Below are 16,711 nucleotides of genomic sequence, written 5' to 3'. Positions count from 1 at the left end.
CGGTTCGTCGAAGCGGTCACTGGTGCAGCCGCAGCGAAGGTCGGAAAAGTCCGCAGGCTATAAATCCGACCACCCCCAAATTTCGCGGTCGCAGCGAATGGCCGGTCTGACGGGCCGCACTGCGGCATGGCCGAGCGTGGGCGAACGGCTGCTAAGGGCCGCTCGTGCCACCAATCAAAGCCACGATCGGGTGAATGCTGCGCTGCATCCGATGGCGGCAATGAGCCTATTTTTACGAATGCAGCGGTGTGCAGGATTTTGGCTGCTGTGTTTCGACGAAGCAACCTGAAGGATGAGAACCACAACACTGGAACTGTATGCTGAGCAACATAGCTAGGACGCGTGTTTTGCGAATGTTAGTCTTGCCCTGTCCTGCCCAAACGGGCACAAATCTTACTCATTTAACAATTTTGCGTGGATCCAGCTTTGAGTTTTCTTTCAGTCACGTCCGTTCCAAAGCTCCGATGGAGTTCGCCATCGGCTCTCACAATGAAACCGCCATTGGCGTCAGTCGCATTTCTCGTGATTGGCCTGGTAGTATTTGGCCTTGGAGAAGCATTGCTGGTCACAGCCGGCGTTGGCGTGAGTCCCTGGACCGTATTTGCGGAAGGCGTGACCAATATGACAGGTTGGAGCTTGGGGTTTGCGAGCTTTATCATCAGCGCATGCGTCTTGGTCTTGTGGATTCCACTCAAGCGAACACCTGGGATCGGAACGATCCTCAACGCGATCATAATATCGTTGGTCCTGGAATACGTGCTGCCCTATTTGCCAACATTTGAGTCGTATGTTGCGAATGCCATGCTGGCACTGCTTGGTGTGTTGGTGACCGGGTTCGGCGGGGCGATTTACCTGATCGCAAACTTAGGCCCAGGGCCTCGAGATGGTCTCATGACCGGTCTTCAGGCAATCACACATCAACCCATCGCACTCGTGCGCATGTTTCTTGAGTTGACTGTCGTTGCGATCGGTTGGGCCTTGGGCGGCACGCTTGGCTTGGGCACGGTTTTCTTTGCCTTGGGTATCGGACCAGCAATGGCAATTGGGATGCAGATTTTACAACTTCGCAGCACCGCAGATTAACATCTGCCGAAAGGGCGAGAAACTTGGTGCGGGTTATCGCCGATCAATGTCGCCTTAGAGCCCATTATGTCGAATGCCGCGGAGCGTACAAATGTGCCCTTCAAAAAGAACACAAATTTCATTAAGTTCACCGTGTTCCCTATCAACTGCCCCTCAATCCTTCTGCCCCACCCCTCGGTTGGATCCTCATCTCCGTTATCGGACCTCTAATTGAGGAGCAAAGAACAATGGCCAAGATTTCAATCTCGCGCGTCGACAAGCTCCTGTCTTCTATGGGCTATGGGTCGCGCAAGGAAATGGCGCAAATGGCTAAGGCCGGCGGTTTAATCCTGGACGGCGCTGAACTGCTGGACGTCACTAAACGCATCCCAGTCACTCCAGACTTGACGACCCGGATGAAGATCGACGGCGAGGCGCTCGATCCCGTCGCGGGCATGGTGATCCTTTTGAACAAGCCTTTGGGCATGACCTGTTCCCACAAGGAAGGCGGTGCATTGGTGTATGACATTCTACCCCAGCGCTGGAAATCGCGTAATCCGGCGATCTCGACCATCGGTCGTTTGGACAAGCAGACGTCCGGTCTTTTGTTGCTGACCGATGATGGCGACCTGCTGCACCGTGTCATCAGCCCCAAACGCCACGTCAAAAAGACCTACCGCGCCAAGCTGGCCCGCCCGCTCAATGGCACCGAGGGCGACTTGTTTGCCTCGGGCCATTTGATGTTGGATAACGAGGACAAGCCGCTGGCGCCTGCCGAATTGGAAATGATTTTGGGGACCGAAGCTATACTCAGTGTGACCGAGGGCCGATATCATCAGGTCCGCCGCATGTTCGCTGCCACCGGCAACCACGTCGAGGAACTGCGCCGCGAACGTCTGGGCGGTCTTTCACTTCCTAAAAGCATGGTTCCCGGTCAGTGGAAGCTGTTGAGTGAAGAAGAGATCGCCTTGATCTTTCAGTAGGCCAAAGGCGGCGTGATCTCGCATGAGAGACTGAATGACACCTAAGTTTGTGGAGGTCATGCCTTTGGTTTCTCTGTGGTTAAACCTCAGCTAGGGCAGTGGAGCAGCCGTTGGACGGCCTACTGCGAACGTCGGCCAAGTCCGCCTTGTGTGAGTTCAAGTCGGCTGAAATGCTGCACCCTGCACTAATGTCCGCAATGCGGGTTGCTGGGGCGGCATTCGAGTACCCTCGCGAACGGCAGCAATGGGCCGGTCCACGTTTGGGGCGTGCGATGGGTCTGGCGAATATGCTGCGATCGATCTAATGGCGACAGAGAGCCCTCTTTACCGATTTTCTGCGGCATGGCGAAGGTCGTCAATGATTGAAGCGTCGCGCAACGCCGATTGCTGTATCGCTTCCCACCTGCCCCCGATAAACATGCGATTATGCTGAATGTGTTTATTGTTCTTTTCACCGTCCTCGCTGGCGGAGTGCTACTCTATCCTAAGCTGGCCAATTGCCAGGTTTGGCGTGCAGCGATCACCCCATTGGCTTCGATTATCGGTAGCGGGTTTCTGGTGCTCGGACCAATCCTGAATGCCTCGTTCGGTCAATACGCACCCCTGATCATGGCGGCACTCTGTGTCCTTGCCTACGCCTTCGGTGGCGCAATTCGATTCAATATTGCAAGGCTGGCACAGATCAATAGTGTGCGCAGCAAAACAGAAGACAGGTTAGAGGCGATTGCGTCTTGGGCCTTGGCATTCGCCTACATCATTTCAGTTGCATACTACTTGAACCTGCTTGGATCATTTACGGTCAGCCTGATCCCCTTTGATGAGCCCTATTATGCGAAGCTGGTAACAAGCGCAGTATTCTTGATCATCTTGATTGTCGGATGGACACGGGGGTTCCACGCTCTCGAGCGGATGGAACAAATCTCTGTTGGGGTGAAGCTATCGATCATCATCGGGCTTCTTTTTGGCCTTGGATGGTTCTTTGTGCAAAAAGCCGCGCTGGGTGGCCTTGTCGCCAATCCGCCGACGGTTGGCGGATGGCAAGCCTTTGCATTGACAGCCGGATTGTTGGTCACGGTTCAGGGTTTCGAGACGTCACGCTATCTCGGAGATGAGTATAGCGCGCACATCAGGATAAAGTCGATGCGTCTTGCACAATGGACGGCGACGGCCATCTATATGATCTATATCCTCTTGCTCAGTTACGTCTTTCTACCAAGCGGGTTGGAGCTTGATGAAACTGCCATTATTGACCTGATGGCAACCGTCGCGCCCATCCTGCCATGGCTTCTGATTGTCGCCGCAATCAGTGCTCAATTCAGCGCTGCTGTTGCCGATGCAGGTGGGTCTGGTGGGTTGTTGAGCGAGTTAACAGCCAAGTATATATCGCCGCGCGGTGGTTATACTGTTTTGTGTGCAGCTGGTTTGTGCCTGACATGGACCATGAGCGTGTTTGAGATCATCAGTTATGCTTCTCGCGCCTTCGCGCTCTACTACGCGCTCCAGGCATGTATTGCGGCAAAGGGCGCGTTTTACGAGGATACGAGCAGTCGCAAGGGGATAGCATTCGCAGTGTTGGGGTTGGCCGGATCCTAATAGCCGTTTTCGGATCAGCGGTAGAATAGTCTAAAGCGGACATCGGTGCAGGTGCGGCGAATTCACACTTAGTCCGCATTGTGTGAATCCAGACGACACTCGATTTCGCGATTGCGGCGAAAGTCCGCAATGACGGGCCGCACTTCAGCATCTTGAGGTGGACGTGAACGGCAGGTTTGGGCCGTCCGTAACGACGTGATCTGGACAGAACCGTCTTAATGCTGCGAGGCGGAGAATGGGAGGTGAGAGCCCACTTTAACAAATGCTGCGCGTTGCACGATTGTCCGCTATCATGAGGCCTTCCAAAAACCTCCAACAACCACTTAGGTTTTGAACGGGGTTATTGGCAGCGTCAATCGGGGCGGTTTTGGCGTGTTCCAAAAAGGAGCTTATTGGGGAGATTTTAAGAAACGACCATGATGTCATTTTATCTGCCACGAATGTCTCGTATTCTTCTGCCAGTCAACTTCATGCAACAACGATGTGTCTGAACTCTTTTCAGGATAGCCCAGACATAAGTAGGCAGTCAGCGACCAGCTGGGCGGGACAGTAAGCGTCGCTGCGACTTCTGCAGGATCCAAAATAGAAACCCAACCCATTCCGATATTCTCTGCTCGTGCAGCAAGCCATAATGTATGTATGGCCATCACGGTTGAATACGTTAATGTTTCGGGCATCGTTTGTCGTCCTAGACCTTTTCCTTCTTCAACTTTCTTATCTGTGAACACAGCAAGATGAACTGGCGCCTCGCGTAAACCAGCCAGCTTAAGCGCATGATAACTCTGTCGCTGGCCAGCCGTATAGGATTCCGCCGCTAAAGAGTTACAGGTTTCGAAATTCGCAATGATGTCCTCTCGCAAATTAGGTTTTTCTACCTGCAACACGCGCCAAGGGCGTGCATTCCCAACGGAGGGAGCGCAATCCATCCTCTGTCGTAGCTTTTCAAGAAGTTCCGTATCTATCGGATCCGTTCGAAAGTGCCGGACATCGCGCCGCCACCTAAGTAGGTCGTCAAACGCAAGACGATGCATGTCAGTAAATTCCACAGTTGCGGCCCTCGCTCTTCAGCGTAGGCCTAACAATATTTACAACACCTGAAAAGGTGTTCCAAAAACGAGCGTTTTTGAGAAGCCTGAAGGACTCTCTCGCCATTAACACGTTTATGCGTGTTCAGCAGCCATCATACCTTTGAACTGAGCTAAGGTTTCTTTCGGTAAGCCAGCAGCTTCAAACACAGCAGCAGTGAAACTTGCTGGTGCTGTGCCGGGTGCGGTAATTAAACGCCCAGACGAAATTGCTGACGGACTCGCCTGATAATGCGTATCCCCCGCATAGTCAGCCGCGTTTTGCTTTAGGAAATCGGCATCGTTTGAAGTATGCGGCGCATCATTTAGTAAACCTGCACGAGCTAATGCCAACGTTCCGCCGCATATGCCTGCAATATATGTGCCGCTCTCATGCAGCGTCTTGAGGAAATCGCTAATATTTGGCGCCTTTTCTGTTTCCCAGACAGTGCCACCGACGACTACAGCTACGTCTGGCTGCCAAGCTGAAAGCGCATCTAAGTCCTGAGAGACAACAGCGGTAAGCCCTCCTTGGGAAGTCAATTGCCCAGCTTCAGGTGAAAAATATTGCACATCCAGTCCATAAAATGGACCACCAGTTCCACCAATCAAAGCATATTCCCAGTCTGCGAACCCTTGCGTGAGAACGACTGCAATTTTTGCCATGAACATATTCCTTATCTGGTGCTTAATTGGAACATAGAGGGAACACTTAACCTTCGCAATGCCCATCTAGTTCGGTAGTTTTAGACTTCTTTCAAATCATCAAAATCCTCCCAAAAACGACCGTTTGTTGAACGGCCCGACTAACCCGACATTAACGCACGTGCTGCAATTGTCGGCTAAGTCCACACAGTGTGAATTTGCTGATCACCTAGTTTAGCAGGCGCAGCGAATGTCTCCTTCCATGGGCCGCACCGCAGCATAGTTGTGGGCCGCTTAAAGTCGGCTTCTCTAATTGGGCGTTTGGGTCAAGCTCATTTTCCTTCTTTCTTTCTTCCGGGTCTTTGTCACTCATCCGGGTCACGCTTCTCTTCGCAGTCTGGTTGATGCCGTGATGGCACCGCTGCACGCATATGTCGGATCGGACGTGGAGAGCCTTGCTTTGGGACGCGCTTCACGTTGCGCAGCAGACATTTTCGGCTTCTTCCACGAACCTCGTCCGGTGAGGGACGACCCCGTTAGGATTGGTGTTTGGGCTTTAGGTCATGCCTTGCCCCCCACTTGGTCCTGACGGAATTCTGTGCCATCTATCCACATCCGGTGGAGCAAGACGGCGAGTTTACGTGCGACAGCTACAACGGCGCGACGACGACCCTTGGTGCGCATTAGCCGCATACCCCAAGATTTGATCTGCGATCCGGCCATCGTCCGCATCAGCAAAGCGTTTGCAGCTGCATACAAAGTTGCGCGAACGTCTCTGTCCCCCGCTTTCGATATACGACCAGGATTGTCGTGCTCACCTGACTGATATCGTCGCGGTGTTAGCCCAAAATGCGCGCCTACAGTTCGTGACCGTTTGAAGCGCGTAGGATCGTCCACAGCGGCTTTGAAGGTCAATGATGCAATCGGTCCAACACCCGGAACGGTCATCATTCGCATACAAACCTCATCCTGGCTGGCGGCGCGTTTGACACGCCGATCCAGTTCCAGAAAGTGCTGATACAACACAACACGTGCATCTAATAGTGGCACCAAGGCATGGGCCAGAACGTCATCCATCTCGATCATCGGTCGGACAACACCATCGAAACTGCCGTGCTGCACAGTCTTGGGCAGACGAATGCCAAATATCTTTAATAAACCGCGCACTTCATTGGCTAGATCCATTGTCTTCTTTAGCAATGCCTTGCGCGTGCTAAGCAAGGCACGGACGCCATGGGCCTCTCGGCTCTTCATATGTACCGGGCTGAACCAGCCCGTGCGTAGCACTTGAGCTATCCCGCGAGCATCATTCTTGTCAGTTTTATTCCGCATTGCTGATAGCGCCGCATTGACCTGTCGCGCCTCCATGCAAACCACATCGAAGCCTTCTGCTGTCAAACCGAAGTACAGGTGCTGGCTCATCGTGCCCGCTTCAAAGCCCACCCGTTCAATCGGATGTGCGAACTCAGCAAGGTACTTAGTGATATCGCTGATCTCGCAGGGCAGCTCTCGTTCAAGAAGCACTTTTCCTCTGCCATCAACAATGCAAAGCGCACAGGATCGAAGCGATACGTCTATTCCGGCAAAATATTCCATCTTCTTTCTCCCTTGTTCACAGTCATCCTGTGATCTTATCGGGAGCTCGACCTCAGAACAGAGGGTAGCCCAATTACGCATGCTTTGGGCCGTCCTTACTGGGGGCTGAGGCACCTAATGGGAAAAATGCTGCAATCCGGCAGAAAGCCCAATGTAACCAATGCTGCAAGATGCACGAATGTCTGGTTTCATTGAATGAGGTTTGACTATTGATCGATTGCCCGGGTCGTTATCGATTTTGCCAGCCAAATGAGCGCACCAACAATAACACCCCAAAATGCCCCGCTTACACCGAACAGCGTCATGCCGCTTGCTGCAATTAAAAACGTGAGTGATGGCGCTTCCAACTGGGTGGGCTCACTGAAGGCAGCCGAGATCGAGCCAACCAAAGCTGGGATAAGCGCAAGTCCAGCCACCGCAGTGATGAGAGCGAGCGGCGCAAGGCTGGCCAAGGATGTTACAAGCGCTGCGGCGAAGGCCAGTAAAACATAAACGATACCTGATGTGATCGCAGCCCAATAGCGGGTAGTCGGATCACGGCCTGCGTCCTCACCTGTCATCATTGCTGCTGTGATCGCGGACATATTGACGGGGATCGACCCGAACGGTGCAAACGCGAGGCTTATTAGGCCAGTGTTTCGGATCAGCGGCTGCCGCTCAACTGCGTAGCCATTCAGCTCCAATACAGCAAAGCCGGGGATGTTCTGTCCCGCCATTGTCACCAGATAAAGCGGCAGGGCGACGGAAAAGAATGACTGGATCGTAAAGATCGGCGCGACGGGGGCAACGGCCGGCAACCATGCTATGTCTGCTTCAATGGTGTTCCCCGACGTATCAACGGCGAAATAGAGCACCACAAGGAACGCAATCATCGCGAACGGCATCGCGGCCAGCCTGTTCCATGCCAGCCCAATGAGCCACGCGACCAGCACCGGCAGGACCAATAATGGAATAGTGCCGAGCGCAAGCGCAGGAGCCAGGCATAGCTTGAGCAGAACACCTGCCAGCAACCCATTCGCGATAGGTTTCGGGATTGCGGCTACGATCCGGCCAAGGGCTGGAATGAAACCGGTTAGGACGATCAATCCGGCGCATAGGATCAGCGCACCGACAGCCTCGCCAAAACCACCCGGCAAAGTAGCTGTTGCCGCAAGAAAAGCGGCGCCCGGCGTGGACCATGCCACGGCAGCGGGAATACGCGTCACGGCAGGCAGCCAGATGCTGCCAATCCCCATGCCCATGGTAGCAAAGAACAGTCCGGTCGCAGCCTGCCCATCGCTGGCACCCATCGTCGTAAGCCCCGCAAGCACAATGGCGAAGGACGCTGAATATCCTACAAACGCAGCGAGCAGCCCCATGGAAATTGCAGGTATTGAACGGTTCTGGAACATTGGATTGAAAGCCCATTTTGGTTTTTCGACACTTTTTCAGAGTTCTGCTGAATCTTCCATAGCAGTCATTCATGAACGCAAGTCAGACGGAAGCTTCTTCCGCAGTGTGTGAGTTCGACCATCCACCGTTTTGGCACGCTCAGCGAATGTCCGGTCTAACGGGCCGCACCGCAGCATGCCCAACGACGAGCCAATGTCGGCAATGGGCCGTGAGCGTCGATCGAGACAGGGGGCGGAAACCGGAACGTCGCTGCGTTTGCAATGTCTCAGGGGAAGCCCCGCGAAATCTGCAGTTCATCGAGCGGTCAAACCCAAGAGTGCTGCGACCTGTCGAACGGCGGCATTGAGCCCACAATGAATGATGTTGCGGAGTGAACTAATGGCAGCTTAAACGTTTTGTCCTCCATGGTTCTTTTCAAAACAGTTTAGCAACCGGACCGAGACGTTTTCGTCTCGATCCGACCTATTCAGAACTGCGTTTCAAAGCCGATGCTTACGCCATAGCTTTCGTAGTCACCGGCCCCGATCCCGTCATAGTGACTTGTCAGAGAGAAGCTTTTGTTGACAGACAGGCTTCGGTTCAGGCCGAGTTCAATGCGTGCGCGACTACCTTCGAAATTGGGTGTGACCGTGGAAGCAAAGCCGCTTCCGCTGACGTGTGACCAGATGCCCGATGTCCCACCCCAAATTTCCAGCTCTCCGTCTCTGACGGCGAGGTTATGACGGAAATCGATCCCGATTTCTATCTGGCCCAGTGCAATGCCCTGTTTAGCAATCGCGTTACCCAAACCGTCGGTGTAATTTTGTTGATCGTCGGTGGTGTAAGACGCATCCATGAACGGGCTGAATGTCGTCGTGTCGTAGCGAATGTCCCCCGCGACCTTCAACTGCGCAAGCATCCTTTTGGTCTTGAAGTTATCCTCATAGGTGTCGAATGGCCGGATTTCATTGCGCGTTTGACCGTAAAGCAACCGCCCCTCATAGTAGAGAGCTTGGTTACGTTCGCGTGCAACGAAGTATGGGCCGACCATCCAACCCGTGCCTGCGACAGACGCCGCGCCGGTATCTTCGTCCATGTGGTCAAATTGTAGCATCGCTCCGACGAGCAAGTTCTCATTAACAGTGTGGTGGCCACCAACAGCCCCAAACACGTAGCGGCTCTCACTGTCACCGTCGTTGATCCATGATCCGTTGGCCTGCACCCAGATCGGGTATTGTTCACCGGACGCAAAATCAAAAGACCCGTTTCCGCGCGAGGCGGTTAGATCAAGAGTTCTGCTGGTGTTGCCCGACAGGAAACCGATCAAGCTCGGTTGGCTGCTGACAAGTTGGTTGGCACGACTCTGCATATAGCCCGCAATAAGCTCTTGTGTGTGCTCCGCGGTCTCATTGGCGATGCTGACCGTATTCGAGGCTAAGTTACCGTTGCCCCTGGCATCAGAGGCAACATCCCTCGGGACAAACAGGGTGACATCTCCAGTTCCAGTGGCCAGCAACGTCGCGGCATAGATCGCGCCGGAGCCGCTTATTCCAGTCACTGTCGCATTCATCGTAGTTATGTCCGACGGTTCAAAACCTGTGACGCTTTCCGAGAATGTCACCGTTACTGTCAATACTTCGGCGTCACTAAAAGACGTAGGAGCCCCTGTGATGCTGACCGTAGGTCCTGTGCTGTCGTGGGTCGCGGTGACTTCGGTGGAGGCAGTGTTATCATTTCCTGCCGCGTCAGTGAAGGTGGCGGCGGCGACCGAAAGCCGGATCTCGCCGTCCGCACTCGGTGTCAGTGTCGCGATATAGCTGCTGCCCGAGCCCGCGAGCGCCGCACTGGCGTTGGTCAGCGTCAGGTCTTCAAACTCAAAGTCTGTCGCCGCTTCGGACAAGGTGATCGCGGCGGTGTAGGTGCCGTTGCCGGTTGCCGTCAGTGCGCCAATGCTGACCGTAGGCCCTGTGCTGTCGTGGGTCGCGGTGACTTCGATGGAGGCAGTGTTATCGTTGCCTGCCGCGTCAGTGAAGGTGTCGGCGGCGACCGAAAGCCGGATCTCGCCGTCCGCACTCGGTGTCAGTGTCGCGATATAGCTGCTGCCCGAGCCCGCGAGCGCCGCACTGGCGTTGGTCAGCGTCAGGTCTTCAAACTCAAAGTCTGTCGCCGCTTCGGACAAGGTGATCGCGGCGGTGTAGGTGCCGTTGCCGGTTGCCGTCAGTGCGCCAATGCTGACCGTAGGCCCTGTGCTGTCGTGGGTCGCGGTGACTTCGATGGAGGCAGTGTTATCGTTGCCTGCCGCGTCAGTGAAGGTGTCGGCGGCGACCGAAAGCCGGATCTCGCCGTCCGCACTCGGTGTCAGTGTCGCGATGTAGCTGCTGCCAGAGCCCGCGAGTGTCGCAATGGCGTTGGTCAGCGTCAGGTCTTCAAACGCAAAGTCTGTCGCCGCTTCGGACAAGGTGATCGCGGCAGTGTAGGTGCCGTTGCCCGTTGCCGTTAATGCGCCAATGCTCACCGTTGGAGCCGTGCTGTCATAGGTCGCGGTGACTTCGGTGGCGGCAGTATTATTGTTGCCTGCCGCGTCAGTGAAGGTGCCGGCGGCGACAGAAAGCCGGATCTCGCCGTCCGCACTTGGTGTCAGTGTCGCGATGTAGCTGCTGCCCGAGCCCGCGAGTGTCGCACTGGCGTTGGTCAGTGTCAGGTCTTCAAGCGCAAAGTCTGTCGCCACTTCGGACAAGATGATCGCGGCGGTATAGGTACCGTTGCCGGTTGCCGTCAGTGCGCCAATGCTGACCGTAGGCCCTGTGCTGTCGTGGGTCGCGGTGACTTCGATGGAGGCAGTGTTATCGTTGCCTGCCGCGTCAGTGAAGGTGTCGGCGGCGACCGAAAGCCGGATCTAGCCGTCCGCACTCGGTGTCAGTGTCGCGATGTAGCTGCTGCCAGAGCCCGCGAGTGTAGCAATGGCGTTGGTCAGCGTCAGGTCTTCAAACGCAAAGTCTGTCGCCGCTTCGGACAAGGTGATCGCGGCAGTGTAGGTGCCGTTGCCCGTTGCCGTTAATGCGCCAATGCTCACCGTTGGGGCCGTGCTGTCATAGGTCGCGGTGACTTCGGTGGCGGCAGTATTATTGTTGCCTGCCGCGTCAGTGAAGGTTGCGGCGGCGACCGAAAGCCGGATCTCGCCGTCCGCACTTGGTGTCAGTGTCGCGATGTAGCTGCTGCCCGAGCCCGCGAGTGTCGCACTGGCGTTGGTCAGTGTCAGGTCTTCAAGCGCAAAGTCTGTCGCCACTTCGGACAAGATGATCGCGGCGGTATAGGTACCGTTGCCGGTTGCCGTCAGTGCGCCAATGCTGACCGTAGGCCCTGTGCTGTCGTGGGTCGCGGTGACTTCGATGGAGGCAGTGTTATCGTTGCCTGCCGCGTCAGTGAAGGTGTCGGCGGCGACCGAAAGCCGGATCTCGCCGTCCGCACTCGGTGTCAGTGTCGCGATGTAGCTGCTGCCAGAGCCCGCGAGTGTAGCAATGGCGTTGGTCAGCGTCAGGTCTTCAAACGCAAAGTCTGTCGCCGCTTCGGACAAAGTAATCGCGGCGGTGTAGGTGCCGTTTCCGGTTGCCGTCAGTGCGCCAATGATCACCGTGGGGGCCGTGGTATCGACAACAACGAGGTCTCCAGCAAGGAAACTCATTGTGTAGTTTGCAGCGGAAAACCCGTTGCTTCCAGTGATCCCAGTAATGACGATGTCGTCGGTATAGGTCCCTACTACGGCGTTGCTATCGGCTGCATTCGCCGATGTCATTGTTGCTTGGCTGATCTGCTCACCGTTGGGCAGCAGCGGAGCGATGAAGGCCGTATCGTCGAGCGTAAGCGTTTCGCCAAACTCCTTGGACTGTGTGCTTGCGGTCACGGTGATGGCGCGCGGGGTTACGGTGAGATCACCAGAGATATAGCTGATGTTATAATTGCTCGGGTTGAAACCACCCACCCCACTGGCACCACTGATCGTGATCTCGTCAATATATGTACCAACATCCACTGTCCCCGACGTGTCAATGCTACTGGCACTGCTGGAGATCACGGTATCGATGCTCTCGCCGTTGGGTGAAATCGGAGCGGTGAAAGCGGTATTGTCCAGCGCAAGTGCATCCCCATAGCTTTTGGACTGCGTGTCGGCAGTCACAGTGATCGCACGAGGAGTTATGATGAGATCACCAGCGACATAGGTCACGGCATAGTTGCTAATATCAAAGCCCGAAGACCCGTTTACCGAGCCGATCTTAATATCGTCAGTATAGGTGCCAACATCCGCAGTTGAGGGGCCGCCGGTGCTACCTAGAAAGGTCGCGGTGTCGATGCTGTCGCCGTTCGGGAGCGCCGAAGTCGTGAAGGCGGTATTGTCGAGAGCAAGTGTATCCCCATAACTCTTGGATTGCGCGTCGGCTGTGATGGTGACCGCACGTGGGGCCACCGTAAGGTCAAACCTGACGTCCGACGCGGCGGAATAAGTTGCGTTTCCGGCCTGAGAGGCGGTGACGGTGCAAGAGCCCGCGCTTAGCACATTACTACCGTTAGATGCGAGAATGTTTGTACATTCTGACAGATTATAACTCACTGGCAGCGCGGAGGATGCTGTCGCCGTGAAAGTCACGCTGTTGCCATAGGTCGCAGTGACCGGCGCGGCCGTGATGCTCTGGCTGGTGTTCGTCTGCTGAAAGGTCAGGGTTCCGCTGTTAATCGTGTAATCGGGATCTCCGAGGTCGTCATTACTGTCGGAAAAACCGACTTTCCACGTTCCTGAGGCATCCCTGGGAGTAGAAAATATAATCGTCTTGTTCGTCGATGCTAACACGCCACCACCTGAAGGAAGCCCCATGTCACCTCCGGATATTGTAATAGGAGCCCCACTTGGCGGCGTAATTGTGAGACGTGTCTCGCTCGGAGCCGAATCCACAAAGTGCTGTACCTCCATAGACACCTGCAACTGAGTAACGGTGCCAGTGCCAAGCATCACAGTCCGTTCGACTGTTGCAGGCGGCGTCACAGAAATGCCCGCCAGATCAATTGATCCCAAATTCGTCTGGGCGAGCACCGGCCCATTTGCAAAGGCGAACAACATGAACAAACAGCTAAACAAAGTGATGATGCTGCGGGGGATGGAGAAATAGGACATGTTGGGTTTTCCTTGGAGCTGCAGATCGCCGGATCATTGGCCAACACTTCTGGCATGAGCAAGGAGATTTTGTGGCAGTCGCGTGTTGATCCCCACCTGTGGCAAATTTAATAGCTCAGAAACCCACAGGAATCATGGCGAACACATCAACATGGCCAACGGCCATTGCGGTTTTAACACCTAAGGCTTCGATCGGCCCTCTCCAAAAAATACCAATACTGGTGAAAAAATTGGACATTTTTCGTGGTAGATTTTACAGAACACCGCCCTTCTAAGTTGAGCGATAGGGCCAGTTCGGGGGTGGAAAAAGCTTAAAATAGAACGCCTGTCCGCTTTCAAAGGCCCGCTTCAGATAAGACGGAGTTTTTCACCAGTATCCACAGTTTTTGGACGGTTCGCTGAACCGGCCATTGGTCCACCTGCAGCGAAGGTATGGAAAGGTCGGCAGTCTGAATTTGGCCATCTCAGTTTTTGCAGTTGCAGCGAATGGCCGATTCGACAGGCCGAACCGCAGTATTGCGATCATGAGCAGGAGGTCTGCAATGGGCCGTCCCTTGGGGCCAATCAAAAGCTAACGCCGCACCCTTTGGCGCGGCGAAACTTGCTTTTCTTGGGTATGCATAGGTCTGTCCGCGACAACGAACCCATAAGGTGTTGTTATAAAACACTTAACCCAAATATGGATTTTTCAGTGGACACTTACCTTGTTTTTGATGGACAAAAAATCGGCCATAATGGACATTTAATGCTGTGTTTTACACCTAACTGAACTTAGTATTTCATCAGGAACACTTAGAATACCCGCACGACCCACACGTCATGCACCCTTCCACCATGCGCACCCCGTACTCGCCGCACGACGAACAGGCCTTGCCCTTGGGCTTTCCGCCAATCGCGACAACGTCGGCTTGGGGGTCAGATTTCAGACCCATGCCTTCGCCCGCCAAGAAACCCGTCGCGACCATGTGCTTTTCGATCACACCACCAATTGCGGCCAAAATCGACGGCACATATTTGCCTTTAATCCACGCACCACCCCGCGGATCGAACACCGCCTTCAGCTCCTCAACCACAAACGACACATCTCCACCGCGACGGAACACCGCCGAAATCATACGCGTCAAGGCAACCGTCCAGGCAAAATGCTCCATATTCTTGGAGTTGATGAACACTTCAAACGGACGACGATGCCCTGCGATCACCACATCATTCACGGTGATGTAAATCGCATGCTCCGAGTCAGGCCACTTCAACTTATACGTTGCACCATCCAACTCGGTGGGACGATCCAGCGGCTCGGTCATGTAAATCACCTCTGCGCCTTCATCGTCCACCAGCAATTGCGCGGGAACCTCGGCAGGGGTTTTGTCCTCTGACACCGACAAAACAGACCCCGTCACATCATTGGGGCGATACGTCGTGCAGCCCTTACAACCCTGATCCCAAGCGGCCATATAAACCTCTTTGAACTCATCAAAGCCGATATCCTCAGGGCAGTTGATTGTCTTGGAAATCGAACTGTCGATCCACTTTTGCGCAGCTGCCTGCATGCGAACATGCTCGAGCGGCGCCAATGTTTGCGCGTTAACAAAGTAGTCGGGCAAAGGCTCGTCGCCTTTCAAATCACGCCACATCTGCACGGCATAATCAACAACTTCTTCTTCTGTGCGCGACCCGTCTTTCTGCAAAACCTTACGCGTGTAAGCGTAGGCAAACACGGGTTCGATGCCCGACGACACATTGCCCGCATAAAGTGAAATCGTCCCGGTCGGAGCAATCGAGGTCAGCAATGCGTTGCGAATACCGTGCTTGCGGATCGCGTCACAGACATCTGCATCCATGTTCTGCATCGCACCAGAGGCGAGAAATTTCTCGGCATCAAATAGTGGAAACGCACCCTTTTCCTTCGATAATTCCACCGAAGCCAGATACGCAGCGCGGGCAATCGCGTGCATCCATGTATCAGTTTGGGCCGCAGCCTCTTCCGACCCATAGCGCAGGCCAACCATCAGCAAGGCATCGGCCAGACCCGTCACGCCAAGGCCGATACGGCGTTTGGCTTGCGCTTCGGCTTTCTGCTGGGGCAGTGGGAACAGCGAGGTATCCACCACGTTATCCATCATGCGCACCGCAGTTGCGACCAGTTCCTGCATCGCAGCCACATCAAGGCCCGCATTCGCCTCAAACGGGTGCGCCACCAAACGCGCCATGTTCACAGAGCCCAGCAAACAGGCCCCATAAGGCGGCAATGGCTGCTCGCCGCAAGGGTTCGTCGCAGCAATCGTCTCGCAGTAATTCAGGTTGTTATCTTGGTTGATCCGGTCGATGAAAATAACACCCGGCTCGGCGTAATTATAGGTGCCGGTCATGATCGCATCCCACAAATCGCGGGCCTGCACAGTACGGTAAACCTCACCCTTAAACACCAGATCCCACGACCCACCAGCCTTCACCGCTTCCATAAACGGATCGGTAATCAGCACGGACATGTTGAACATACGCAGACGCGCAGGGTCGGATTTTGCGGTAATGAAATCCTCCACATCGGGGTGATCACAACGCATTGTCGCCATCATCGCACCACGGCGCGAACCCGCAGACATGATTGTGCGGCACATCGCATCCCAGACATCCATGAACGACAGCGGGCCAGAGGCATCCGCAGCAACCCCTTTCACCGCAGCACCTTTCGGGCGCACCGTCGAGAAATCATAACCAATGCCGCCGCCCTGCTGCATCGTAAGCGCGGCCTCTTTCAACATATCGAAAATACCGCCCATACTGTCAGGCACTGTGCCCATCACAAAGCAGTTGAACAATGTGACCTGACGCGCCGTGCCCGCACCTGCGGTAATACGGCCCGCTGGCAAATATTTGAAATCCTCCAAGGCATCGTAAAACTTTGGCGCCCATGCTTTCGGGTCCGCCTCGGCCTCGGCCAAAGCATTCGCAATACGCTCCCACGTCTGCTCGACAGTCGCGTCAATCGGCGTACCGTCAGCTTCCTTGAAACGATATTTCATATCCCAAATTTGTTCGGCGATAGGGGCAGCAAAACGGGTCATAGGCAGGCCTTCTTTTGTGGTCAGAGGTGCAGAATAGAACTACACAGATTCGGAAACGGGCAAAGCGGGTCGGTATTGAACACCATGTATCCACTACATGTGGTAGCGTAAACGAGAAACTCACATATATGTTGAAATTATTTAGCCGCGTTGATATCCCGCCACTAT

13 protein-coding genes are annotated in these 16,711 nt (G+C 54.7%); 6 read left to right on the top strand and 7 right to left on the bottom strand.

Translation table 11 applies throughout. The features are described 5' to 3' along the window. The 5 genes from ACXLHR_RS16365 to ACXLHR_RS16345 form a co-directional block, all read left to right on the top strand. Positions 1-289: hypothetical protein (locus tag ACXLHR_RS16365; RefSeq protein ID WP_458792433.1), on the top strand; the 289-nt coding region annotated here is incomplete at its 5' end. Positions 290-489: 200 nt separating this feature from the next. Beyond that, positions 490-1,083, top strand: coding sequence for a membrane protein YczE (gene yczE, locus ACXLHR_RS16360; protein WP_458792432.1), 594 nt, complete (start codon positions 490-492; stop codon positions 1,081-1,083). Between the two features lie 227 nt (positions 1,084-1,310). Beyond that, positions 1,311-2,045 (top strand): pseudouridine synthase, encoded by a 735-nt coding sequence (locus ACXLHR_RS16355; protein ID WP_458792431.1) that lies wholly within the window; start codon positions 1,311-1,313, stop codon positions 2,043-2,045. A gap of 110 nt (positions 2,046-2,155) precedes the next feature. Continuing rightward, complete coding sequence (locus tag ACXLHR_RS16350) at positions 2,156-2,350, top strand: hypothetical protein (RefSeq protein ID WP_458792430.1); 195 nt, start codon at positions 2,156-2,158, stop codon at positions 2,348-2,350. Positions 2,351-2,471: 121 nt separating this feature from the next. Further along, entirely contained in the window at positions 2,472-3,638 is a 1,167-nt protein-coding gene (locus ACXLHR_RS16345; protein ID WP_458792429.1) for an APC family permease, read from the top strand. Positions 3,639-4,060: 422 nt separating this feature from the next. Here the strand turns inward: ACXLHR_RS16345 and bluB are convergent, their stop codons facing one another. From bluB to ACXLHR_RS16325, 4 genes are all read right to left on the bottom strand, one after another. Continuing rightward, entirely contained in the window at positions 4,061-4,684 is a 624-nt protein-coding gene (bluB, locus tag ACXLHR_RS16340; RefSeq protein ID WP_458792428.1) for a 5,6-dimethylbenzimidazole synthase, read from the bottom strand. A gap of 114 nt (positions 4,685-4,798) precedes the next feature. Continuing rightward, the gene (locus ACXLHR_RS16335; protein ID WP_458792427.1) at positions 4,799-5,368 is read right to left on the bottom strand and encodes a DJ-1/PfpI family protein; all 570 of its coding nucleotides are present in this window, start codon (positions 5,366-5,368) and stop codon (positions 4,799-4,801) included. 540 nt (positions 5,369-5,908) lie between these two features. Next, entirely contained in the window at positions 5,909-6,943 is a 1,035-nt protein-coding gene (locus ACXLHR_RS16330) for an IS110 family RNA-guided transposase (RefSeq protein ID WP_458790674.1), read from the bottom strand. A 206-nt stretch (positions 6,944-7,149) separates the two neighbouring features. Then, positions 7,150-8,301, bottom strand: a complete 1,152-nt coding sequence (locus ACXLHR_RS16325; protein ID WP_458792426.1) for a benzoate/H(+) symporter BenE family transporter — start codon at positions 8,299-8,301, stop codon at positions 7,150-7,152. Here ACXLHR_RS16325 and ACXLHR_RS16320 point away from each other — a divergent pair. Then, complete coding sequence (locus ACXLHR_RS16320) at positions 8,300-8,446, top strand: hypothetical protein (protein ID WP_458792425.1); 147 nt, start codon at positions 8,300-8,302, stop codon at positions 8,444-8,446. The genes ACXLHR_RS16325 and ACXLHR_RS16320 overlap by 2 nt on opposite strands. 355 nt (positions 8,447-8,801) lie before the next feature. Here ACXLHR_RS16320 and ACXLHR_RS16315 read toward each other — a convergent pair whose 3' ends face one another. The 3 genes from ACXLHR_RS16315 to ACXLHR_RS16305 form a co-directional block, all read right to left on the bottom strand. Continuing rightward, entirely contained in the window at positions 8,802-11,093 is a 2,292-nt protein-coding gene (locus tag ACXLHR_RS16315) for an Ig-like domain-containing protein (protein ID WP_458792569.1), read from the bottom strand. 117 nt (positions 11,094-11,210) lie between these two features. Continuing rightward, positions 11,211-13,478 (bottom strand): beta strand repeat-containing protein, encoded by a 2,268-nt coding sequence (locus ACXLHR_RS16310; RefSeq protein WP_458792424.1) that lies wholly within the window; start codon positions 13,476-13,478, stop codon positions 11,211-11,213. Positions 13,479-14,260: 782 nt separating this feature from the next. Further along, positions 14,261-16,543 (bottom strand): adenosylcobalamin-dependent ribonucleoside-diphosphate reductase, encoded by a 2,283-nt coding sequence (locus tag ACXLHR_RS16305; protein WP_458792423.1) that lies wholly within the window; start codon positions 16,541-16,543, stop codon positions 14,261-14,263. Positions 16,544-16,711 lie beyond the last annotated feature (168 nt).

It is taken from the genome of Yoonia sp. MH D7 (assembly GCF_054439475.1).
Note: the sequence above shows the minus strand (reverse complement) of the source record. Positions and strands in the feature narration are given on the sequence as shown.